The following is a 20,718-nucleotide window of genomic DNA, read 5'->3' as shown; positions in this document are numbered from 1 at the left end:
CAAAAGCTAGTTGCGTTGTAGTAGACACATCATCTGCAAATGCAAATAATGAAAAGCAGAAAACTGTCACAGAAGATAGAACTACCACCAGCCCTTTACCAACATGAAAATCATAGTATCATTTAACTCTCCAAATATACATTAAAAGAGCATTATCACCAAACTAATCCGATAGATATCATAGACATAGAAAATGAAATGGGCTAGACCATCCAATGATGATCTAGCCCATTTACTTATGTATCAATCAGCTTACTTAATGCGCTGGTAACCGAACTGTGCTACCTCACCAAGCTCCTCCTCAATACGGAGCAGCTGGTTGTACTTAGCCATACGATCGGAGCGGCTCATTGAGCCAGTCTTGATCTGACCAGAGTTGGTTGCCACAGCGATATCAGCAATAGTGGCATCCTCAGTCTCACCAGAGCGGTGGCTCGTAACGCTAGTATAGCCATGGCGGTGTGCCATATCAATAGCATCAAGCGTCTCGGTAAGGGTACCGATCTGATTTACCTTGATGAGGATAGAATTGCCACACCCCTCAGCGATACCACGGCGGAGGAAGTCCACATTGGTCACGAAGAGGTCGTCACCCACTAACTGGCACTTGTCGCCAATAGCCTCGGTAAGTAGCTTCCAGCCCTCCCAATCATTCTCGCTCATACCATCCTCAATAGAATCGATTGGGAACTTATTGATTAGCTCTACAAGATAAGCAACCTGCTCCTCACGATTACGCTTGGCACCATTTGGGCCCTCAAACTTAGCGTAGTTGTAGATACCATCCTCATAGAACTCGCTCGAAGCACAGTCAAGAGCAATGGTTACCTGCTCACCAGCCTTGTAGCCTGCAAGATCAATAGCCTTAAGGATACAACCCAAAGCATCCTCAGTACCATCCAGAGCAGGGGCAAAACCACCCTCATCTCCTACTGCAGAGCTAAGTCCACGATCGTGAAGTACCGTCTTAAGCTCATGGAAAATCTCCGCACCCATACGTACAGCCTCCTTCATGTTGGTAGCTCCGATAGGTCGAATCATAAACTCCTGGAATGCGATAGGGGCATCAGAGTGGCTACCACCATTGATGATATTCATCATTGGCACTGGTAAAATGTGTGCATTGGTACCACCGATATAGCGATAAAGTGGCATACAAAGTGCATCAGCAGCAGCCTTAGCCACAGCTAGTGACACGCCTAGGATCGCATTAGCACCTAGCTTGCTCTTAGTAGGAGTACCATCAAGATCAATCATCATCTTATCGATCAAACGTTGATTGCTTGCATCGGCACCAATCAAAGCAGGTGCAATAATATTATTGATATTCTCCACAGCCTTTGTCACCCCCTTACCAAGGTAGCGTGACTTATCACCATCACGAAGCTCCAATGCCTCGTGCTCGCCTGTAGAAGCTCCACTTGGCACAGCTGCCCTACCAAAGGCACCACATGCAAGTGCTACGTCTACTTCAACCGTGGGATTTCCGCGAGAGTCAAGAATCTCTCGTCCATGAATACTGATAATCTCCATAATCTTTTTTTTACCTAATAAGTTTATAAACCTTCTTACTTACTTTTCACCCACAAAGATACATAAATAATTCCCTATTCGCTGATTAAGGAAGTGAAAAATATAGAATTAATCCCTTACATAGAATGTTGCACGAATTGCCATTCTCGCACATTTGCTAAAATGTGCTGAGACTTTGCACGAAGGATGAGATGCAAGGCCTGAGGATGAGGGCAAGGTGCACGTAGGGCACCAAGGCCCTAACGGGCCGAAGGGAGCGTACTCACGTACGTGACCAAGACCGAACTCCGAAAGCAACTTTATGTACCTTGGCATCCTTACGGAAGCCTAGGCGTAGCAGATCGCCTTCGAGCAACAGTCTCATAAAAGTAAAAGAGGCTAACTTCTTATGAAGCTAGCCTCTTTTCAATTAGTTGCGGGGATAGGGATCGAACCTATGACCTTTGGGTTATGAGCCCAACGAGCTACCACTGCTCCACCCCGCGATTTCTAAATGCAAAGGTAGTATTAATTTTCGACACTAACAAATCCTTGCCCCTTTTCCTTCTAAAAAGAGAATGTTTGCACGAAGTGCCATTCTCGCACATTTGCTTCAAATGTGCTGAGACTTTGAAGAAGGATGAGATGCAAGGCGCTGAGGGTGAGGGCGCTGGGAGCGTACTAGCGTACGTGACCGAGCCCGAATCCCGAAAGTAACGAAGCAGATCGCCTTCGTGCAACAGTCTCAAAAAAGCAACAGAGATAGCATGAGTATGGCAAAAAAATGGCTTTGGAATTACTCCCAAAGCCACAAAAATTATAGCAAAAACAAAAATCGTGCGCAGAATGAGACTCGAACTCACACATCGTTAAACCGATACTACCCCCTCAAAGTAGCGCGTCTACCAATTCCGCCACCTGCGCCTGTATGTCGATGCAATCATCACTAGTGCCCAAGACAGGACTCGAACCTGCACGTCATTGCTGACACTAGTACCTGAAACTAGCGCGTCTACCAATTCCGCCACTTGGGCATTTGTAGAGAGCATTGCTTGGATTGCGTTGGCAAAGATACACAAATAATGGAAATAGACAAATAGTTTCGCTAGAAAATCCGCTTCACCCTCCGGCAAAGGCCTCCATCTCTATCATAGCCACTTGAATACTTAGATAGTCTCAATGCAGAAATCGCTACAACAATAGGCTCGCAAGTGCGAAGTAAATCAATAATGCACAGGTATCTACTACTGTGGTGAGGAAGAAGACTAAAAACCAGCAGCACCTCTTTCGGCTCCATCTCCAGCATACAATCGGCGATATCGGCACTCCTCAAAGGCTCCAACTCCTTTCGCACCTTCGCAAAATCTCCTTCTCTCAGCCACTCCTTAAGTTGTTGGATCATACTTTCTTCCTCTCTCATAAATAATTAATTGCACTCCTCCCAACAGGGTAAATATCTGCTCGGCACCTACCATCCCAAGCAGTCAAAGCAATATATTCAAAATAATCCGAATCTCAAAAGATCTACTCACAAGGATCTGGCATTGGAATATCTGTACCATGCTCCTCCTTTTCGAAACTATTGCACTGAAAGCAGGCATAATGCGTCAATCCATAGCTGAGACCAACTAATGCACCCCAACCTATCAACTTACTAAGCGATACTATAAAAAACAAGATGCAAGACCCACTGAGGCGAAAGTAGCATACTGACGTAAGTAACAGAGACCAAATACCAAAAGTAACGAAGTCGATTGTCTTTGTGCAACCTTCTCTTATTTATACGAAAAGTTAAAGTGCGTTATCCATTGCATCCCAGTAGTCCATATCCATCTTCATGACTTTAAGGACCCTTTCCGTCTGTAATCCCAAACCATAATCGTAGATGTATTCTGACAATTGTTGCCCATTGATCAGAATAATAGTTGGAGAACCATTGAGACTTTCTACATAGCCAATTGCCCCTTTTGTATAATCAGAGGTTGTAATAAAGACTCCTTTTTTTGATGGAGTTCCAGCAACTGCACCTACAAAACTCTGGATCTCATTACGACAAACATTATTACCTAATGCATATCGCTTTGCTTGTATAGAAATGTGGTTAAAACCTAAGATATCCTCTTTAATAATACCATCAATACCACCATCGTTGGAGAGCTTAGTAACGACTCCAGAGTTTTTAACCTCACCGCCATAACCCATTGCTTGAAGTAACTCCACGACTAATCTTTCAAATTCTTGTGGTCGTTTACTTAGAATTGTAGTCAGAATTTGAGATTGAACATTCTGCTTTATCCTATTATAGGAGTCTGCCAATTCTTCTTCTGGAGTATGCTCATCAATATTTTCTATTCGGGAAGAAGTGTTATTTGCATTCTTATTTTTAGTGCTCTTCTTAGAAGTATTCGCATTCACAGTCTCCTTGATATACGAATTAATCTTATCATCAGCACATGAAGAAAGCATTGACAAGCCCTTTTTACTGATTTTATAATCGCCTCTTTGAGGCTTTTCCACAAGTCCTGCGATAAAAAGATACGATAAAGCCCAAGAAATGCGATCCGAAAATATTTCTCCATTTCCAGACGGATACATAGTATTTATTTCCTCATCCGTTAATTGGAAAAATTTTGCCAAGGGAGTTCGTAGATCCTTAGCTCTCATTACAGCCCCTGAGGATAGCTCTTTCAGTGCCGGTATCCAAATCTCTTCAAATCGTGGTATCATGAATAAAAAAACTTACAGTATTAATAGATATAAATGATTGTGGTGCAGCTGCCCAAGACCCACACAATAACTATTGTACGCCTTTGCTAGCGGTGGGCACCAGCTTTGAGGCGGTCGAGGTGGCAAACCAGGAGGTCGCCATTATCATCACGGAGGTGCATCCCATTACCGAGGCAGTTCTTCCAGCTTTTACAGGTGGCACAGGGTCCTCGTTTTGCCCAACTACGGTCGCGGTATTGTTCGAACCGATTTTGCCATACCTCCCAAAGGTCGTCGTGATGAATGTTGCCTTGCTTGTGATCGAAACGGATACTGGGGCAGGCACTGATAGAGCCATCGCAGAGGATCGAGGCAATGTTCACCCCAGCACGACACATATAGAACTGCTCCCGCACGCTCCCCTCAAAGCGACCAAGGTACCCCTCGCAACCATATTGTGCGAGTAGCTTGCCCTGCTCATTGGTCTCGCAGATAAAGTTCATCAGGTCGAAATACTGCCGGTCGGAGAGTTGTAGTTGAGAGTTTTCAGCGGCTCGCCCCACTGGGAATATGGAGAATAGTCGCCACCGCTTTACCCCTAGATCAATCAATTGTTGACGCAATGCAGGGAGTGAATCATAATTCAAGGGATGGACACAAGTAACCACATCCCACACAATATCCTCTGCCTCGGAAAGTAATTGGATAGCACGCCAAGCTCGTGCATAGCTAAGGGGGTGCCCCCGCATCTTATTGTGTACCTCTTCAAAGCCATCCAGACTCACCGTAGCGGTATGAATGCCCGCTCGTTGAAGGCTCTCAAGTCGCTTCTCGTCAAGGAGCATACCATTCGTCACAATCCCCCACGGATAGCCACGATGGTAGAGTGCCAGCCCCGCCTCCTCTATATCTCTACGCACCAGTGCTTCGCCACCAGTAAAGATCACCAAGAGTTTGTGCGGATCAATGTGCGGGGTAAGTCGGTCAATCACCCCGAGAAACTCCTCCACACTCAGCTCCTCCACCCCACTCTCTACCCTACAATCACTACCACAATGGGCACAATGGAGGTTGCACCGCAGAGTACACTCCCAAAAGAGAGTGGTCATCTGATGCTCTCTGATCGCTTCGTCTCGAAGTACCCGATGGGCATTGAGAGCGAGTCTTTGCTTCAGAGTCGGCTCAAGCGAGGGTTGTTTTTGTGGAAAGAGAAGCGACATCACTTATCCTTCTTTTTCTTTGGTTGAGTAGGTACTTGTTTTTGCTCTTGAAACTCTCGGTAGGGAGTGCCATACATTGCCACAGCTTCGGGATAACGGTCGGGAATAGAGTCGAGCCGCAACGCCTCCCTCGCCCGCTCTCTAGGAGTGAGCTCTACTTTTTGGCTAGTCTTACAACCTGCCACACCTAGTCCACCGAGCAGTATCAATGTGCCTGCTGCCAGCTTTGCCCTCACTTGGCGATACTTTCTTTTCATTATCGCTCCACTTTTAGATTGATCTCCTTCTCCACAGTGCCATTCAGCCACCCTTTAGGTTGATGACTGGTAAAGTCGCTCTTGGATATGGCGATATGCTTCACCTGATCCTTCACTACGCCATTGGCGTCACCATCGATATCTTTCACCTCTACCACTATTTCGTGGTCTTTGTAAAATCCTGTATCCCGCCCCTCTATCAATGCTTTTCCTTCCGCATCACTTGTCTTGCTCTGACCAATAGCTTTAAGTGAAAGTCCTGGGATAGGCTGATCTGCTTGGTCGGTCACCTTTAGCTTGAGCTTATACTGTACGGTAGGCGTGCCATACTCTGCCATGCCATTATTGATATTCTCGGCACAGCTCGAAAAGCCTAAAGCCCCCAGCAATGCGGTGGCTCCAGCAGAGAGTAAAGCCCGTAATGATACAACCACTTTCTTCATAACTTAATATCCACTTTAAGTAGCTCTTGATTTTTCAGCAAGATAGAAATATTTCGTCGCTTCACCAAATATCGTAACCTCTTATTACCTTTGTGAATACATAATAGATTTATTTAAAATGGATCAGACTCAACTTTTCCTGTTTGTTGCGATAGCAGCAGTGGTTATATTCGTCGTCTCCTTTCTCCACCAACGCAAAAAGAAGGCCTCTAATCAACTGGGGCAAAAGCTTCAGGAGAGCATCAAAGCCAATGATTGGGAAACGGCAAGCCGTATTCTGCTTAGACAGATGATCGTTTGGGGCATAATCACGATATTAGTTATGTTGCTCATCATCTTACGGCTAATGAATCACCAGCAGATCTACTCCACGCTAGTTTTCTTTGCTCTAGCAGGATGGAATTACTATACCTCTGCGAAAGGTTTAAAGATCGCACGAAAAAATCAAACGGACTATGCTGTTGAACAGGAATCGCAAGAGAAGTTTTTTGAGAGGATCAAGACACTTCTTAAGGATTGCAAGGTATCTCAGCTGGACCTTAATTTAACTGAAGAGGAGGTTAAGAACCTTTGGCTGGAGAAATACAAAAATTGGAAAGTGAGTGGCTACTACCCAGTGCTACTGGAGTCGATATATGGTGACTTCTTTGACTACCTGGATGAGCTCTCTGAGTGGTACGACGAGGTGAAGCTCCAGCAGTGGCGGGCGAAACTACTCAACTCCACTGAAAACAATGGTCAACAGATACTCCAGCGCAGGCTTGAGGAACTCAAAGAGAGCTACCTGGCGGATGGGGAGGAGGGCGCTAATGCGTGGAAAGAACTGGTAGATGGCGAGGTATTTGAATCTGATTGCCCAGAAGAATTCACTTTTTTCAGCACACCAATCTTAGTAGAGATGCCGATAAAAGAGCCTTGGCAGGTATTTACTTATCTTTCTTATGGCGGTTGGAACGAATGCCCCACGGCAGAGGAGCATGCTCAGATTGCCCGATATTGGTACGAATCGTATGGAGCAGTGGTGATTAAGATCGCTAGTGACTCCGTTCTGTACTACACCCCCTACCCCCCTATCGGAGACACTACCTCCCTAGCCAAGAATCTATTTGCCTACGCCCAAGACACTGTAGAGACCAATCTACCCTCCCTAGCATCGCACCTACACAAGTCGCATATCTGGTACTGCTGGTGGGATTAGGCGACAAAATAAATACTTTTTCGCGGCAATATTTGGTGGATTGAAAAATCCTTGCTATCTTTGCCGAGCAAAGCCATAACAACAACGGCTAAAGCACGGTGTGGTAGTTCAGCTGGTTAGAATACCTGCCTGTCACGCAGGGGGTCGCGGGTTCGAGTCCCGTCCATACCGCAGATTAGGTGTTAAAGTGTTGATCTCAACGCTTTAGCACCTTTTTCTTTTTATCTTATTCTAGGGGCAAAAACTGAGTTGCAACTAAGCAAAAGTTTAGATGCAACTAAGCAAATGACGAGTTGCAACTAAGCAAACGCTTAGTTGCAACTCAACTTTCATCAAGCTCCGATCGCAGTTTCACTCCCATTTCTCATTGCACAAAGACTAGCTGACTCCGATACTTTCGCAATTCACTCTCGGGGCTCTTGCACGTGAGTGTTTTTTGCCCCTTTGAGTAAAAACAGAGAGCCGATACTAGGTACCCTAATGAAGAGGGTGCCTAGTATCGGCTCTCACTATATCCAGTAAACTTCTAAAGCCTAGCGGAGAGAGATTTTGCAATCTTTATCGCAACCATCAAAGGTTACCTTGCCCTCCTTGGCTAGCCACCCGAGTGCAAAGCGCACTTCATCTTGGGTGCGTATACCAGCTTTCTTTTGGATCTCCTTTACGGTCAATGGCTTCTTACTATCACTCAGGGCATGCCATACGAGCCCTGCATTGGTTCCAATCTGTTCAATCATTATCTTTCCTCCTATAAATTAGCATTAATTACCTAACACTTTCGTTGCAAATGTACCTATTATCAGCAAAATAGCAAAATAAAGGGTGCCATTATGATAAAGTTTCAAAGGCATCAATAAATTGATCGCCTCGATCTTCATAGTTCTTGAACAGGTCAAAACTGGCACATGCAGGAGAGAGCAAGACCACATCGCCCTCAGACAAATCCAGTGCTGTTATCTGCTCAAAAGCCTCCGCCATACTATGTGCCACGGTGGTGGGAAGTGCGAGGCAATCAAAACTACGATGCAATTTATCGGTATCTAGGGTAAGAAAAATAAGTGCCTTCGCCTTTGACTTTACCAGGTCGAAAATAAGCGAATAGTCGTTCCCCTTATCGGTACCTCCGAGCAGCAGCACCGTCTTGGCATCGGGCATCGCACCAAGAGCGTGGGCTGTAGCATCGAGGTTGGTACCTTTGGAGTCATTGATAAAGGTAACTCCATGCCACGTACCGACCAGCTGAGTGCGGTGGCGAACACCTCCGAAAGTGGATAGGCATTTCCTCACCTCTTGCCGATCAATATCCACGCCATATGCCTGAAGTGCTAGCCCCACAGCCATAATATTCTCGGCATTGTGCTGACCCTTGAGGAGGAACTGGGTGTAGTCGTAAGTGACACCCCCCTCGAAGTGAATTAATTGCCCATCAAAGTAGGCAGAGGCCTTGGGATTGCGAGTAGAAAAGGTCTTGACAAACTCTGCCTGCAAAGGCGCCTCTTGCTGAAGCTCTGCGATATGCGGGTCATCGGCATTGATGATGGCATAGTCACCTGCTCCTTGATTTTGAAACACTCTCCACTTGGCACGAGCATAATTGATCAATTGGTGGTCGTACCTATCGAGGTGGTCGGGTGTGATATTAAGTAAAAGGGCAATATGGCTATGGGTGCGGTACATATGATCTAGCTGAAAGCTACTCAGCTCCATAGTATAAACGTCGGCACCCCCCTCCATCACCTCCCGAGCCAAGGAATCTCCGATATTGCCACACGCTACACTCTGCACTCCTGCAGCACGTAGGGCAAGGTCAATCAGCGTAGTAGTGGTGGTTTTGCCATTGCTACCAGTGATAGAGATTAACTGCTTAGGGGTAGTGTAACGAGCAGCAAACTCAATCTCCGAGAGGATCGGTAACCCAAGTGCTTCACAACGGCGAACCACCTCAGCACTATCGGGAATACCAGGGCTCTTAATCACCTCTTCTGTATCCTTCAGATAGGGGAGTTGATGCCCGCCCTCCTCATAGGGAACTGCCGCCTTTGTCAACACCGCTTTCATCTCTGGGCGAATGGTACCTGAGTCCGACACAAAGGGTCGATACCCCTTTTCTTGTGCCAAAAGGGCAGCACTCACGCCACTCTCTCCAGCACCCAAAACAAGTAAATTGCACTTCATAATAATGATGACTTATCTAAGTTTGAGCGTCACAATGGTGAGCACTGCAAGGAGAATCCCGATCAACCAAAAACGAACCGTAATCTTTGCCTCAGCAATAGGTCGAGTAGGCTTTTGGATCACTGCGTCGATCACTCCAGCTGGTTTCTGGAAATGGTGGTGCAGTGGGCTCATCTTGAATACCCTTCGGCCGGTACCAGTCTTTCGCTTTGTGTACTTAAAGTAGGCGGTTTGGATAATCACCGAAAGCGCCTCTACCATAAATACTCCACAAAGGATAGGAAGGAGCAACTCCTTACGAATGATGATCGCATATACTGCTATAATTCCGCCGAGGGTAAGGCTACCAGTATCGCCCATAAAGACCTGTGCGGGGTAGGAGTTGTACCATAGGAAACCAACGGTGGCACCGATAAATGAAGCAGCATAGACCACCAGCTCCTCCGCTCCAGGGATAAACATAATATTGAGGTAGCTCGCCATCTCTATGTGCGAACTGACGTAGGCAAATATCCCGAGTGCCACGCCGATAATCGCCGAGGAGCCAGCGGCTAGGCCATCTAGTCCATCGGTGAGGTTGGCTGCATTGGAGACGCCCATCACGATGAATACAAAGATGAGCGTCACGAGTATCAGGGTAAAGAGTTTGGCATTCTGCTTCAGTCCAAGATTCTTGGCTAGGTCGCTATAGTCTAGGTTGTTATTCTTCACAAAGGGAATCGTGGTCTTGGTGCTTTTTGTCTCCACTTCGGAGTGATTCACCACTAGCTCCTTATTGACCGTCTCGGTGGCTACGTTTTCCTTAATCACCACCGCTGGACTAGTCATCAGTACCAGAGCCACCAACACCCCCAGTCCTAGTTGAGCTATGAGCTTGTAACGGCCGTGGATACCTTCTTTATTCTTCTTAAACACCTTCACATAGTCATCGGCAAAGCCAAGGGCTCCCAGCCATACTGTGGTGACTAGCATCAAGATGATGTAGAGATTATTGAGTTTATTGAAAAGGAGTGTGGGTATAATAATGGCAATGATGATGATGATACCGCCCATAGTGGGGGTCCCAACCTTTGCCATCTGCCCCTCAATATCAAGGGGACGAATGGCATCCGACATCTGCTTACTCCGTAACCAATCGATGATCTTACTTCCGATCAATGTGCTGATCAGTAGACTAACGATAAGGGCAAGGGCCGCGCGAGTAGAGATATAAGTAAAGGCACCCATTCCTGGGACACCTTGTGCATTGAGCGACTCAAATAGGTAGTAAAGCATCAGTGGGTAGCTCCTCCTTTCTCCCCTTCGATGATCTTCTCTACCTCCTCGATATCACTAAAGTGGTGGCGGACGCCATTCACCTCCTGATAGGTCTCGTGTCCCTTACCGGCAATGAGGATCACATCGCTAGGCATCGCCATCGTACAGGCGGTGCGGATCGCATCTCTTCTGCTAGTGATCCTGAGCGTACGTCGCTTCATCTCCTCATCGAGCCCCTCCATCATCTGGTCGATAATCTGCTCGGGATCTTCGCGACGAGGGTTATCCGAAGTGAGGATTACGATATCTGAGAGCTTGGCTGTGGTAGCTGCCATAATGGGCCGCTTGCCAGCATCTCTATTACCTCCCGCACCAACCACTGAGATGATACGACCGCCGTGGTGCTTTTGTAGCTCCTGAATCGTCCCCAGCACATTGACGAGAGCATCTGGCGTATGGGCATAATCGACCACTGCCACATACCCCTTGGGAGAGGTGACGGTCTGAAAACGACCATCCACTGGGGTGAGCCGACTCATCTCTCTTAGCACCTCCTCCTCAGACTGTCCGAGCAAAATAGCTGCCCCAAATATCGCCAACATATTGTAGGCATTGAAGCTCCCCACTAGGCGTGTATAGACCTCGTGATTATTAAAAAACATATCGGTACCATCGAGGTGTTGCTCGAGTATCTTTCCCTTAAAGTCGGCATCTCGCTTGATGGCGTAGGTATGCACTTCTGCCACGCTATTTTGCACCATCACCATACCATTGGTTTCATCGAAATTGGTGAGGGCAAAAGCCTCTTTGGGCAGTCCATCGAAGAAGCCTTGCTTTGCGTGGAGGTAATTGAGGAAGGTACCATGATAATCAAGGTGGTCTCTAGTGAGGTTGGTAAAGATACCTCCTCTGAAATAGGTGCCTCCGATACGGTGCTGATGGACAGCGTGCGAAGAGACCTCCATAAAGGCATACTCGCAGCCTGCCTCTACCATCTGCCAGAGGTATCGCTGAAGAGTGAGCGCATCAGGGGTGGTGAGCTTACTCGGAATCTCCTCCCCATCCACAATCACGCAGACGGTTGATACCAAACCACTCTTATGCCCCAAGTGGGAGAATAGGCGGTAAAGGAGTGTCGCAATAGTTGTCTTACCATTGGTCCCTGTCACCCCTACCAACTTGAGTTTACGGGAAGGGTGGTCGTAAAAGTTGGCAGCCACCTCACCGATCACCACATCGGTATGCTCCACACGGAGGTAAGTGACCCCTTCCTTTCGCTCTTGAGGCACCTCCTCACATAGGATAGCGGTGGCTCCCTTCTCAATAGCCATATCAATAAAGTCGTGACCATCCGTGACCGTTCCACGGAGTGCCACAAAGAGCATGCCTTCCTCCACCACTCTTGAGTCGGCCGTAATCTGCCGAATCTCCTTATCTAGTTCGCCCGACACTACATCGTGGGCGATTCCTTTCATCAATCTATCTAGTTTCATACTCTACTCGTTGCGTAGCATCAATATTAATAACTGTCCTTGCTTTGTCCTTCCTCCCTTATGGATTGATTGCTGTTTTACCACTCCTCCTTGTCCATTGAGCCGAACATCTAGCCCCATTTTTTCGGCAAGGTAGAGGGCATCCATCACACTCATCCCCATGAGGTCGGGCATCGTGCCTACCTCTGGTTTGAGTGCACTTAGTATCTGTAGGCTATCCCCTCCTTGGTGCGATAGCCACTCTGTACCACTGCTATGTAATTGATCTACCTTTGCTCCTGTATACTTAATCGCATGCTTCACCCCCTCAGTGGTACCGCCCAGCACCCTCTGGCCAAAGGTGGCTAAAGAATCGGGAAGCACCTCACCAAGCGACTGGGTGTAGGAAGTGGCGATGGTCTTCTCCGCAATTTCACGAAGCACTGCCCCTGGGATAGAACCCGAAGGGTAAACGCCTCTCGGACGGCTCACTACTACAATACAGCTATAGAGTGGTCGCTCACTTGGGAAGTAGCCACAAAAGGTTACGTTGTGGCCTGCCCCTTTAAAGGCACCTCCACCAAGTCGTTGGGCGGTACCCGTCTTGCCCGAAATTGCGACATAGGGCGAGTCCATTGCCTTGCCCGTACCCTCCGTCACCACACCACGGAGCATCAGTTGAAGCTCCTCAATCGCCTTAGACGATGCGATCTGCTTATTCACCACCCTGGGCTCTCGCTTGTAACCAATCTTATCACCGCTACTTACCTCGCGAACCAGGTAGGGCTCCATCATCTTACCCCCATTTGCCACGGCATTGTAGAAGCGAAGCGTGTAGATTGGTGGCATTAATATCTCATAGCCATAAGAGCTCCACGGCATCGTACTATTGGACCACTTCTCTACATCTTGCTGAAAGCGTGGGCGGGCAGTGCCTGGGATCTCAAAGTCAATCTGGTCAAAGATTGTCATCTTATTCAATTCATCCAGATAGCCCTGACGGTCGTCGCCGTAGGTCTTCAGGACTGCCTTTGCCACTCCCACGTTGGAGGAGAAGTAGATTGCCTCATTGTAGGTAATCTTGCCATATCCCCCTTTGTGAGCATTATGGTCACGGATTGTAAGCCCTCGGCCGATGGTGTAGAGACCATTCCCCACATCCACGGTATCCTGTGGGTTCACTCCCTTTCGATCCAGTACCCCCAGCATGGAGATCGCTTTGAAAGTAGAGCCGGGCTCAATCAGGTCGGCTAGAGCATGATTGGTTCGCTCCATATAGTTTCCCTCGCCCATACGATCCAGATTGGCTAGAGCTTTCACCGCTCCAGTAGCCACTTCCATCACCACCACACAGCCCCAATCGGCATCCACCTCCACCAACTTACGACGAAGTGCCTTCTCGGCGATATCCTGAATATCCACATTGAGCGTGGTATAGACGTCCATTCCATTGGTGGCAGGCACCTCCTCCACTGGCTCCCACCGTGGGGGCACCCGCACCCAGCGATTCACTCCTGCTTTGCCACAGAGGAGGGAGTCAAACCTCATCTCCAACCCGCTATTGCCGTGCGTCATACCCAAGGAGTCGGGCTCATTCATGATTCGCCCAATGGTACGGAAGGCAAGATTGCCATAGGGGTGCTCCCTGCGGATATACTTTGTGGTGATCAAGCCCGAGTGATACCTGGAGCGACCCTTGAAGAAAGGGAGCTCTAGCAGTGCCTGAAGCTCGGTGTAGGAGAGCTCACGAGAACCAAATAGGCGGTAGTATTTCGAGCGCTTCTGGCGAGCTCGCAAAAGCCCCTGCTTGTAGCTAGCAGCCGACTGCCCCCCAACTACCTCTGCAAGCCCCTCGGAGAGTTCTTGCACTCCAGCTTCAAAAAACTCTCCATCAAAGGAGTCACTTCCCATGTCAAGAGCTACCTCGTACCTTGGCACCGTAATCGCTACTGGCACATCTTGGTCACTGTAGATATTGCCCCGAAGGGGGTCAATGGCACTCCGCGACTTCCCAGCATAGCGAACCAATGACTCCCACTGCTTCGCCTGTACAGTAGAGGTAATGACCACCTTTACCAGTACCACCACCCCCAACAAAAGGAGCAAGAGCCCAAACTTCATGTAGAGCTCCCACCCCTTGTGGATACGCTTAGTCCGCTGTAGGCTATTGCGTTGCCGCGACTTCTCTCGTAGATCCTCGCCCGTCATTACTTCTCAATCTCTATAGGTGCTGTAGTGGGTGTGCAGATCGATAGCCCTGCCGCCTCTACCCGCTCTTCGATACTAGTGATACGACTATCATTCATTAGCTCGGTAGAAAGAGTGATATGCTCCATTCGGAGATCCTGTAGCGTGGTATTATTAGTAGAGATCATACGGATCTTACGCATCGCAGAGTAGTTGTACGCCACCTGCACCACCGCATAGAGGGCAATCGCCACGATCCACGCGATCATACGACCATTGAAGGCACGCTCCAAGATATGCCCCTCCACAAAGTCCCAAAACTTATTGACAAAAGCTTTGCGATCCTCCACCCCACCTTGCTGTGGAGTGTACTCCTCTCCATCTATTTCCATTACAAAAACTGCTCTCTCTGATAGCCACTCTATTCAACCACAAACTTACCAATTTTTTGGTAACCCACCGCCACAATAATGAATAGATACCTAAGCCGATATTACCTCCACTTAAAAAGCAAAAAGCCTCAGCACCAACAGTCCCTAATACCAAGACCGTAAAAACATGCTCCCAACTTATACTCCAGTGATGTCCAGTCATCACCTACTAGCAAAAAACCTCATTAAACTAGGAAGAGTTTTACTCCATTCAGTACTTGCAAAATGACACCACAGAAATCCCACCCTAATCGCCTCTTAGCTATCCAATCACAATGGAGGGTTACAAGTCTCCTTCAAGATATCAATCATCTCCTTTTGGTGGCATAAACAGGCCTCCTTATCCCAATTATCATTGGAGTTGTTGGTAATACTAGACATTATTTGCGGTCGTGGAGGATTCGGAGGTAGAGGCGGGCACACATCTCGGCGTCGTCGCCGGCACGGTGGTGCCGACCTTCGGGGATGGAGAGTTGCTGGCAGAGGAAGGTGAGGGTGTGGCACCCGAAGGAATAGGTTTGGCGTGCCTGTTTGAGGGTGCACTCCCAGTTGAGCTCAGGCAAAGCGAACTGATAGTGCTCTGCCGACTGCTCTAAGCAACTTCGGTCAAATGGGGCATTGTGTGCCACTAGGGTATGGATATCGGTGAGGTAAGTAGTTGCTAACTCCTGCCACACCTCGGGAAATGAGGGGGCGGTAGCGGTGTCGCGGGGTGTGATGCCATGGCATTGCATATTCCAGTAGCTGTAGCGATTGTCCTCTGGCTGTACCAGCCACGAGCGGGTATCGGCCACTTCTCCTTGGCGTACTAGGCAGATGCCTACTTCACAGATCGAGTCGCGCCTTCCAGTAGCGGTTTCAAAGTCTATAGCGATAAAATTGAGTGGTTCCATTACTCTTCGGTTGTTGGGCGGTAATAATCACTGAGGGTCTTGGCAAAGTTCGCCATCACCTCTCGTACAGATTGAGGCTGTAGCACCTCCACCTGGTCTCCAAGGGATAGGAGCGCTTGATAGAGATTGTAGGTAGGGCACATCCTCAAAGAGGATTCGCCCTTGTAGTTTGCTATCGGCTTGAATCTGATTGAGTGCCGTATAGGAATCTAGGAGCCAGGTACGGAGGTGATCCTGCTCCAGCTCTTCCGCACCATCGATATAATAGCGGTACCCATCCTTAGGGTCGCAGAGGATCTCCACCTGAAAGATATCAAAGATCGCCTCGCGATGATTGTGAAAGGTACGCTTCGGTAGCGGGTCACCATACCCTAGCCCACTCTCTTCCCAGTGGCGACTGATCTCCTCGTAGGTGAGCCGCCCATATTGCCGAAATTGCTCTATCAGCCAAACATATCGTCCGAAGATATTTGCCATAAGTTATCTTTTCTCATTCTCCCTCTTAGAGTGCTGTTGGGAAAGCTCTTCCACTTGGTCCTCTAGTCTTGCTATAGCCTCCAGTATCTCTTTATGAGAGGCATTTCCAAAGGATTTCTTTTCATAAATCTCCAACGTGGTGGAGGTGATGACTCCTGCCACTAAGTTGAGTAGAATGTAGGATACAATCAGTATATAGCTCACGAAGTAGAGCCATGCAAAGGGGTGCGTACTCATGATGGGGCGAGCCACTGCCGACGCCCACGACTCCAGTGACATCACCTGAAATAGTGTAAAGAGCGAACCTCCGAAGGTGCCAAAGTATTCGGGAGCCGTCTCCCCAAAGCTATCCATACCTATAATAGCGTAGATGAGTAGCATCATCCCAAAGAAGATACTGGACCATGCAATGCGTGGCAAGGACCTAAGCATCGCCTCGGAGAACAGCCTTATGTGCTTATTAATGGAAAAGATACGGAGAATACGTACCAGTCGCACCATACGCAGTGTGCGTAAGGAGATGAGACTTGGCACCAAGCTCACCGCACAGATGGTGGTCACAGCGAGGTCGAATAGATCGCCTGAGTTTCTCCAAAACCCCTTTCGGTAGTACATACGTATACCCAGCTCCAAGAATAGGAATAACAAGCTGATATCCAGAAAAACCTCAAAGCAGTACTCCACCTGTGGTGGCACCGAATTATTGAGTAGTATCACGATACACACCACATTGGAGATGACCACTAAGTCGACAGCCCAATCAAAAACATAAAGCATCTTGGCAATCCGTCGGAGCCTTGAGCTACTATACCCCTGCTTTATTTCTAACTTCTTCATAAGCACCCCTTTTCTTATATTTTAAGGAGTAGGGTCAAGGGGCGATACCCCCCCCTGAACCTACTAAAATAGTGAAGCGGTTAATTGCGACGGCGAAGTAGCCAAGTTCGGCCTTCATTGGTGGAGTAATAAAGGCCTTTTGCGCAGGTGGCTAACACCTCTCGTCCATTATCAGTGAGGTCGATAAAGGCCCCTTGACCATTAGAGGCTTTGCTTCGTCTTAACCATGACCTACCGTCGTTGGTAGAGAATTCAATAATAGTGGGGTCTTTCGGGCTAATGCGGATTAATTCCTTGCCCCTGTTGATCATCTGTGACATAATACTAGCTTTTAATTGTTATTAAGAAAACTACTTGCTTTATCGCTAATAGATGATACCACAAACATACAGAATTAACTATTATTATGCAACCAATGTCTATGGTAACTATCATCAAGGGCAAAGATAAGGAAGCAGGTATGCCATTTCATAGCATAGGCTAGAAAAAGGACCTCCTCACGGAGGTCCTGGGGTAAACCTATTATCGGGGGGTGTCTTTATCGGACAGGTCAGACAAGTCGGACGAGTCGGACAAATCAGACACTGCGATGGAGCACCCGAAGGGTGCCATTCAGATTGCCCCCGGTCGAGGCTCGTAGAGCCGAAGACCGGCGGGTTACGAGGTACCCCAATTCCACGACCCTTGTGGTCGCACTCACATAGGCTTGTGCGACCACAAGGGTCGAATTATATGCGGTCTCTTCTCCCTCCAGTCTTCGGGCGTTGCCCTCGACTGGAGGCTAGCTGAGTGGCACCCTGCCGGTTGCTGATAGCAGAAGTGCTTTTATCGAATGAGGTATGACCTCTCGAGAGGTCCTTCATCCTTTTTGATAGTTGGCGCTAAATCACATCTATGGGAGGTGGAAGTAATCCTCTCTCAATATCTGGATATACTCCTCGAGTGCAGTACGCCCTTTAGCTGTGAGGCGACAGGTAGTACGGCTTGATCTCCCGGCCGACTCCTTCTCCACCTCTATGTAGCCTGCCTCAGAGAGTTTATCGATCTGCACACTCAGATTGCCACTGGTAGCACCCGTTTTCTGTCGGAGATAGACGAAATCCGCCTCGGCCACAGAGAGCAATATCGATACAATAGATAGTCGCAGCTGTGAATGCAATAATGGGTCCAGCTCTCTCATGATCTTATCTTTTTTGGTCGGCTATTGACGTTGGCAGGAACTAGGAATAGCAGTCCGAGCAACACACCTGTACAGAGATGATCCAAAGGGGTAAACAGAGGCAGATGGAGCACCACACGGCAAAGCATCAGCATCCCCGCGAGTAGCATTACTAGCGAAAAGAGATAAAAACCACGTCGCTTGGTCAATGCCCATACCTGCATCAAGTTGAAGCTCAATATTACCACCGCTAGAGGGGCGAGCAACTGAAACATCCAGTTACCTGTAGTCCAACCAAAAATAATAATTGCCACACTAGCCACAGCAAAGTAAGTACCCGTAGCACCTAGCACCTTAGCGATACTCTCATCAAGAAAGGTGGTGACTCTATGCCCATCATGCTCTCCACGTGCCGCAGGGATAAGGGGCACTAAAAACATTGAAAACCAAATGGTATGCCACCAAGGACTTATTAGATAAGTAGTGGCAAAGAAAGCGAGTAGCCCCACAAGTAGGCAGGCAGTGCCCCATACTCTAAAGCGTATCACGATGGATCGCATATCCTCACCCTTTGTAGCTTGAAGCATCTTGGTGATCGTCTCCAAACTCTCCATCTCGTTCATCTTCTTTTCTTCCATAATCTTCAGAAATAATAAGTTTACATTATAAACCATTCACTCAATAAAAAAGGGTGCGCGCCACCTTTCTCGCACCAAAGGTACAAAAGTTTATAATATAAACCAAACATCTAAGCCATTATTTTTAGAGATAGTTTGGGGGTACTTTGTGGCATACAATTTACGCCTAATTCACTGCTATTTAATGGAAAAATACAGCAGTCCAAATGCACTTTTGTATCTTGCTGTAATACAATAAGATAAGAAGCCAAAAACTGAGTTGCAACTAAGCAAATGCCGAGTTGCAACTAAGCAATCGGCGAGTTGCAACAAACCAAATGCTTAGTTGCAACTCAATAAATGCTTTGCTCCTATCTCGTCCGAAACCCATTTTGAGAACATCAATTGCAAAGGACCTCCGCGAGGAGGTCCTTCATTGGGGGGGGGCACCTCATCGGACAGGTCAGACGTCTGTTTTGGGCATAAAAAAGTAGCGACCCATTGGCACCTCAAGGACAAGCTTGAAGAAAGCCAATAGGTCACCACCAACCTAACACCTACCACATCACTCTAATGAGTAGATCTTTGCGAGCCTTCACCCTCTTTCCATCTAGGCACTTTAGGACAGTAACAGTGTGCCTACTTGGATCGAAAGTCAATGGGTCTCTATCTCTCTAGATAGATCAACTCGCTTTTGATATCGACGGCACTGCTCCAATCGGTCGTATCCCAGCATAATTCCGAGCATAAAATCCTCCTCTGGGGTGTACTCCGCAAGGGGCTTGTCGTCTCCTATATGTCGGATAACATCTAGGCAAGGACCGTCTCCAAAGAAGACATTGTACTTGACTGGTGTCACCTCCTGTAGGATATATTCTATATGACGGCTACAAAGCCAATTCTCCACCTCACCCTTAAGGGAGGAGTGAAAAGTATAAAGTGCCAAGCTCCTAAGTTTCTTATGATACTCATAGGTAAGGTGAGATAGCACTCCCATTGCTCCGCTCATATCTGCCTCCTTTCTATCTCTATAGCAAGGGTTTTAATTGGCTCACCCAGCCTTCGATGCGCTCTTCGGTCTGGTCTTCCTCATTATCCGCATCGAGTGGGAGACCTACAAACTCATCATTGACTACAGCGGTGGAATCATCAAAAGAGTAGCCATCTGTGGGCACCTCGCCTACCATCTTGCAGCCTTTGTCATTAAAGAAGTGGTATAGCTCGCCCATGCCATCAACAAAGGTATCGGAGAAGCTCGAGGAGTCGCCTAGCCCGAAGAGAGCCACCTGCTTACCCGTTAGCTCCACGCCCGAAAGCTTGTCTAGCATATCGCCCCAGTCGTCCTGCAAGTCGCCACAACCCCAAGTGGAGGTGCCGAGAATCAGGAGGTCGGACTGCTCAAATGGTTCGGTGCCACAATCGGCTACATTGTGTAGCTCAGGCTGGAAGTCGCTCAGCTTAGAAGCGATCAACTCTGCCGCCTCTTTGGTATGATCGGTACACGTACCGTAGATAATTGAGATCTTCTTCATATTACTCTTATTGCTATTTTACTATATGGTATGTAAAGATAAAATGCTTATTCTCCTATCAATTCATGAGCAAAGGTAGGCAATAACTGACCGCCCATCAATACCCATTAGTAGTGATTTTAGCTAGTTATCTCATAGCTAATTATGATGAGTTGCAGTGAGATAGCTTGAAAATCCATCACTCGAAGGAGAGTTAAGGCAAACGCCAGAGCGGTATCCACGTCGGTTACCACTTTGTAGGTACCCTCACCGGAAAAGTCGGACAGATCGGACGTTGCTATGGAGCACCCGCAAGGGTGCCACTCAGCTAACCCCCAGTCGGAGGGGACGGGAGTCCCCGAACGA

Annotated in this window: 22 protein-coding genes and 4 tRNA genes; 2 read left to right on the top strand and 24 right to left on the bottom strand. The window is 47.9% G+C overall.

Features of this window, described 5'->3' with window-relative positions; genetic code table 11:
• Positions 1 to 252 precede the first annotated feature (252 nt).
• The 9 genes from eno to HMPREF3027_RS02655 form a co-directional block, all read right to left on the bottom strand.
• Positions 253 to 1,533, bottom strand: coding sequence for a phosphopyruvate hydratase (eno, locus tag HMPREF3027_RS02695; protein ID WP_070706837.1), 1,281 nt, complete (start codon positions 1,531 to 1,533; stop codon positions 253 to 255).
• A gap of 413 nt (positions 1,534 to 1,946) precedes the next feature.
• Positions 1,947 to 2,018: transfer RNA gene (locus HMPREF3027_RS02690), tRNA-Met, on the bottom strand.
• Between the two features lie 332 nt (positions 2,019 to 2,350).
• Positions 2,351 to 2,436, bottom strand: a tRNA-Leu gene (locus HMPREF3027_RS02685).
• 26 nt (positions 2,437 to 2,462) lie between these two features.
• Positions 2,463 to 2,546 (bottom strand) — tRNA-Leu (locus HMPREF3027_RS02680).
• 71 nt (positions 2,547 to 2,617) lie between these two features.
• Positions 2,618 to 2,932 carry a hypothetical protein gene (locus HMPREF3027_RS02675; RefSeq protein ID WP_070706834.1) on the bottom strand — a complete coding sequence of 105 codons (315 nt, stop codon included), beginning with the start codon at positions 2,930 to 2,932 and terminating at the stop codon, positions 2,618 to 2,620.
• 371 nt (positions 2,933 to 3,303) lie between these two features.
• Positions 3,304 to 4,239, bottom strand: coding sequence for a restriction endonuclease (locus tag HMPREF3027_RS02670; protein ID WP_070706833.1), 936 nt, complete (start codon positions 4,237 to 4,239; stop codon positions 3,304 to 3,306).
• 86 nt (positions 4,240 to 4,325) lie between these two features.
• Positions 4,326 to 5,438: a TIGR04133 family radical SAM/SPASM protein gene (locus HMPREF3027_RS02665; protein WP_070706830.1), complete on the bottom strand. Its 1,113-nt coding sequence runs from the start codon at positions 5,436 to 5,438 to the stop codon at positions 4,326 to 4,328.
• Entirely contained in the window at positions 5,438 to 5,695 is a 258-nt protein-coding gene (locus HMPREF3027_RS02660; protein WP_070706828.1) for a hypothetical protein, read from the bottom strand. Before HMPREF3027_RS02660 ends, HMPREF3027_RS02665 begins: the two co-directional genes overlap by 1 nt.
• Positions 5,695 to 6,138 carry a radical SAM-associated putative lipoprotein gene (locus HMPREF3027_RS02655; RefSeq protein WP_070706825.1) on the bottom strand — a complete coding sequence of 148 codons (444 nt, stop codon included), beginning with the start codon at positions 6,136 to 6,138 and terminating at the stop codon, positions 5,695 to 5,697. Before HMPREF3027_RS02655 ends, HMPREF3027_RS02660 begins: the two co-directional genes overlap by 1 nt.
• A 118-nt stretch (positions 6,139 to 6,256) precedes the next feature.
• Here HMPREF3027_RS02655 and HMPREF3027_RS02650 point away from each other — a divergent pair, with 118 nt between their 5' ends.
• Positions 6,257 to 7,336 (top strand): DUF4253 domain-containing protein, encoded by a 1,080-nt coding sequence (locus HMPREF3027_RS02650; RefSeq protein WP_070706823.1) that lies wholly within the window; start codon positions 6,257 to 6,259, stop codon positions 7,334 to 7,336.
• Between the two features lie 97 nt (positions 7,337 to 7,433).
• Positions 7,434 to 7,507: transfer RNA gene (locus HMPREF3027_RS02645), tRNA-Asp, on the top strand.
• 362 nt (positions 7,508 to 7,869) lie between these two features.
• Here HMPREF3027_RS02645 and HMPREF3027_RS02640 read toward each other — a convergent pair.
• The 15 genes from HMPREF3027_RS02640 to HMPREF3027_RS09665 all read right to left on the bottom strand — a co-directional run.
• Positions 7,870 to 8,073, bottom strand: coding sequence for a winged helix-turn-helix domain-containing protein (locus tag HMPREF3027_RS02640; RefSeq protein ID WP_021903124.1), 204 nt, complete (start codon positions 8,071 to 8,073; stop codon positions 7,870 to 7,872).
• Between the two features lie 91 nt (positions 8,074 to 8,164).
• Entirely contained in the window at positions 8,165 to 9,511 is a 1,347-nt protein-coding gene (gene murD / locus HMPREF3027_RS02635) for a UDP-N-acetylmuramoyl-L-alanine--D-glutamate ligase (RefSeq protein WP_070706821.1), read from the bottom strand.
• Between the two features lie 12 nt (positions 9,512 to 9,523).
• Positions 9,524 to 10,786, bottom strand: coding sequence for a phospho-N-acetylmuramoyl-pentapeptide-transferase (gene mraY, locus HMPREF3027_RS02630; protein WP_070706819.1), 1,263 nt, complete (start codon positions 10,784 to 10,786; stop codon positions 9,524 to 9,526).
• Positions 10,786 to 12,261, bottom strand: a complete 1,476-nt coding sequence (locus HMPREF3027_RS02625) for a UDP-N-acetylmuramoyl-L-alanyl-D-glutamate--2,6-diaminopimelate ligase (RefSeq protein WP_070706817.1) — start codon at positions 12,259 to 12,261, stop codon at positions 10,786 to 10,788. Before HMPREF3027_RS02625 ends, mraY begins: the two co-directional genes overlap by 1 nt.
• A gap of 3 nt (positions 12,262 to 12,264) precedes the next feature.
• Positions 12,265 to 14,448 carry a penicillin-binding protein gene (locus HMPREF3027_RS02620; RefSeq protein ID WP_070706815.1) on the bottom strand — a complete coding sequence of 728 codons (2,184 nt, stop codon included), beginning with the start codon at positions 14,446 to 14,448 and terminating at the stop codon, positions 12,265 to 12,267.
• Positions 14,448 to 14,819, bottom strand: coding sequence for an FtsL-like putative cell division protein (locus HMPREF3027_RS02615; RefSeq protein WP_070706813.1), 372 nt, complete (start codon positions 14,817 to 14,819; stop codon positions 14,448 to 14,450). Before HMPREF3027_RS02615 ends, HMPREF3027_RS02620 begins: the two co-directional genes overlap by 1 nt.
• 419 nt (positions 14,820 to 15,238) lie before the next feature.
• Entirely contained in the window at positions 15,239 to 15,751 is a 513-nt protein-coding gene (locus tag HMPREF3027_RS02610) for a 3'-5' exonuclease (protein WP_070706811.1), read from the bottom strand.
• A 27-nt stretch (positions 15,752 to 15,778) separates the two neighbouring features.
• Positions 15,779 to 16,228 carry a hypothetical protein gene (locus HMPREF3027_RS02605; RefSeq protein WP_070706809.1) on the bottom strand — a complete coding sequence of 150 codons (450 nt, stop codon included), beginning with the start codon at positions 16,226 to 16,228 and terminating at the stop codon, positions 15,779 to 15,781.
• Between the two features lie 3 nt (positions 16,229 to 16,231).
• Positions 16,232 to 17,065, bottom strand: a complete 834-nt coding sequence (locus HMPREF3027_RS02600; RefSeq protein WP_070706807.1) for an ion transporter — start codon at positions 17,063 to 17,065, stop codon at positions 16,232 to 16,234.
• A gap of 80 nt (positions 17,066 to 17,145) precedes the next feature.
• Positions 17,146 to 17,385 carry a hypothetical protein gene (locus tag HMPREF3027_RS02595; RefSeq protein WP_070706805.1) on the bottom strand — a complete coding sequence of 80 codons (240 nt, stop codon included), beginning with the start codon at positions 17,383 to 17,385 and terminating at the stop codon, positions 17,146 to 17,148.
• Between the two features lie 572 nt (positions 17,386 to 17,957).
• Positions 17,958 to 18,248 (bottom strand): winged helix-turn-helix domain-containing protein, encoded by a 291-nt coding sequence (locus HMPREF3027_RS02590; protein ID WP_026161767.1) that lies wholly within the window; start codon positions 18,246 to 18,248, stop codon positions 17,958 to 17,960.
• Complete coding sequence (locus HMPREF3027_RS02585; protein ID WP_070706803.1) at positions 18,242 to 18,862, bottom strand: hypothetical protein; 621 nt, start codon at positions 18,860 to 18,862, stop codon at positions 18,242 to 18,244. Before HMPREF3027_RS02585 ends, HMPREF3027_RS02590 begins: the two co-directional genes overlap by 7 nt.
• Positions 18,863 to 19,496: 634 nt before the next feature.
• Positions 19,497 to 19,850 carry a DUF2023 family protein gene (locus tag HMPREF3027_RS02580; protein ID WP_244860730.1) on the bottom strand — a complete coding sequence of 118 codons (354 nt, stop codon included), beginning with the start codon at positions 19,848 to 19,850 and terminating at the stop codon, positions 19,497 to 19,499.
• A 19-nt stretch (positions 19,851 to 19,869) separates the two neighbouring features.
• Positions 19,870 to 20,373, bottom strand: a complete 504-nt coding sequence (gene fldA, locus HMPREF3027_RS02575) for a flavodoxin FldA (protein WP_070706801.1) — start codon at positions 20,371 to 20,373, stop codon at positions 19,870 to 19,872.
• Positions 20,374 to 20,492: 119 nt separating this feature from the next.
• Positions 20,493 to 20,718 (bottom strand): hypothetical protein (locus tag HMPREF3027_RS09665; RefSeq protein ID WP_210400667.1); only part of this gene is annotated, 226 nt, incomplete at its 5' end.

The organism is Porphyromonas sp. HMSC077F02 (assembly GCF_001815465.1).
GTDB classification, from domain to species: domain Bacteria; phylum Bacteroidota; class Bacteroidia; order Bacteroidales; family Porphyromonadaceae; genus Porphyromonas_A; species Porphyromonas_A somerae.
The sequence above is the reverse complement of the archived record's forward strand: the minus strand, read 5'-3'. Positions and strand labels throughout refer to the sequence as shown.

Excerpts from the sequence above, each read along its gene's own strand:
- eno (WP_070706837.1), bottom strand. The coding sequence starts at position 1,533 with ATGGAGATTATCAGTATTCATGGACGAGAGATTCTTGACTCTCGCGGA.
- HMPREF3027_RS02675 (WP_070706834.1), bottom strand. The coding sequence starts at position 2,932 with ATGAGAGAGGAAGAAAGTATGATCCAACAACTTAAGGAGTGGCTGAGA.
- HMPREF3027_RS02670 (WP_070706833.1), bottom strand. The coding sequence starts at position 4,239 with ATGATACCACGATTTGAAGAGATTTGGATACCGGCACTGAAAGAGCTA.
- HMPREF3027_RS02665 (WP_070706830.1), bottom strand. The coding sequence starts at position 5,438 with ATGTCGCTTCTCTTTCCACAAAAACAACCCTCGCTTGAGCCGACTCTG.
- HMPREF3027_RS02660 (WP_070706828.1), bottom strand. The coding sequence starts at position 5,695 with ATGAAAAGAAAGTATCGCCAAGTGAGGGCAAAGCTGGCAGCAGGCACA.
- HMPREF3027_RS02655 (WP_070706825.1), bottom strand. The coding sequence starts at position 6,138 with ATGAAGAAAGTGGTTGTATCATTACGGGCTTTACTCTCTGCTGGAGCC.
- HMPREF3027_RS02650 (WP_070706823.1), top strand. The coding sequence starts at position 6,257 with ATGGATCAGACTCAACTTTTCCTGTTTGTTGCGATAGCAGCAGTGGTT.
- HMPREF3027_RS02640 (WP_021903124.1), bottom strand. The coding sequence starts at position 8,073 with ATGATTGAACAGATTGGAACCAATGCAGGGCTCGTATGGCATGCCCTG.
- murD (WP_070706821.1), bottom strand. The coding sequence starts at position 9,511 with ATGAAGTGCAATTTACTTGTTTTGGGTGCTGGAGAGAGTGGCGTGAGT.
- mraY (WP_070706819.1), bottom strand. The coding sequence starts at position 10,786 with ATGCTTTACTACCTATTTGAGTCGCTCAATGCACAAGGTGTCCCAGGA.
- HMPREF3027_RS02625 (WP_070706817.1), bottom strand. The coding sequence starts at position 12,261 with ATGAAACTAGATAGATTGATGAAAGGAATCGCCCACGATGTAGTGTCG.
- HMPREF3027_RS02620 (WP_070706815.1), bottom strand. The coding sequence starts at position 14,448 with ATGACGGGCGAGGATCTACGAGAGAAGTCGCGGCAACGCAATAGCCTA.
- HMPREF3027_RS02615 (WP_070706813.1), bottom strand. The coding sequence starts at position 14,819 with ATGGAAATAGATGGAGAGGAGTACACTCCACAGCAAGGTGGGGTGGAG.
- HMPREF3027_RS02610 (WP_070706811.1), bottom strand. The coding sequence starts at position 15,751 with ATGGAACCACTCAATTTTATCGCTATAGACTTTGAAACCGCTACTGGA.
- HMPREF3027_RS02605 (WP_070706809.1), bottom strand. The coding sequence starts at position 16,228 with ATGGCAAATATCTTCGGACGATATGTTTGGCTGATAGAGCAATTTCGG.
- HMPREF3027_RS02600 (WP_070706807.1), bottom strand. The coding sequence starts at position 17,065 with ATGAAGAAGTTAGAAATAAAGCAGGGGTATAGTAGCTCAAGGCTCCGA.
- HMPREF3027_RS02595 (WP_070706805.1), bottom strand. The coding sequence starts at position 17,385 with ATGTCACAGATGATCAACAGGGGCAAGGAATTAATCCGCATTAGCCCG.
- HMPREF3027_RS02585 (WP_070706803.1), bottom strand. The coding sequence starts at position 18,862 with ATGGAAGAAAAGAAGATGAACGAGATGGAGAGTTTGGAGACGATCACC.
- HMPREF3027_RS02580 (WP_244860730.1), bottom strand. The coding sequence starts at position 19,850 with ATGAGCGGAGCAATGGGAGTGCTATCTCACCTTACCTATGAGTATCAT.
- fldA (WP_070706801.1), bottom strand. The coding sequence starts at position 20,373 with ATGAAGAAGATCTCAATTATCTACGGTACGTGTACCGATCATACCAAA.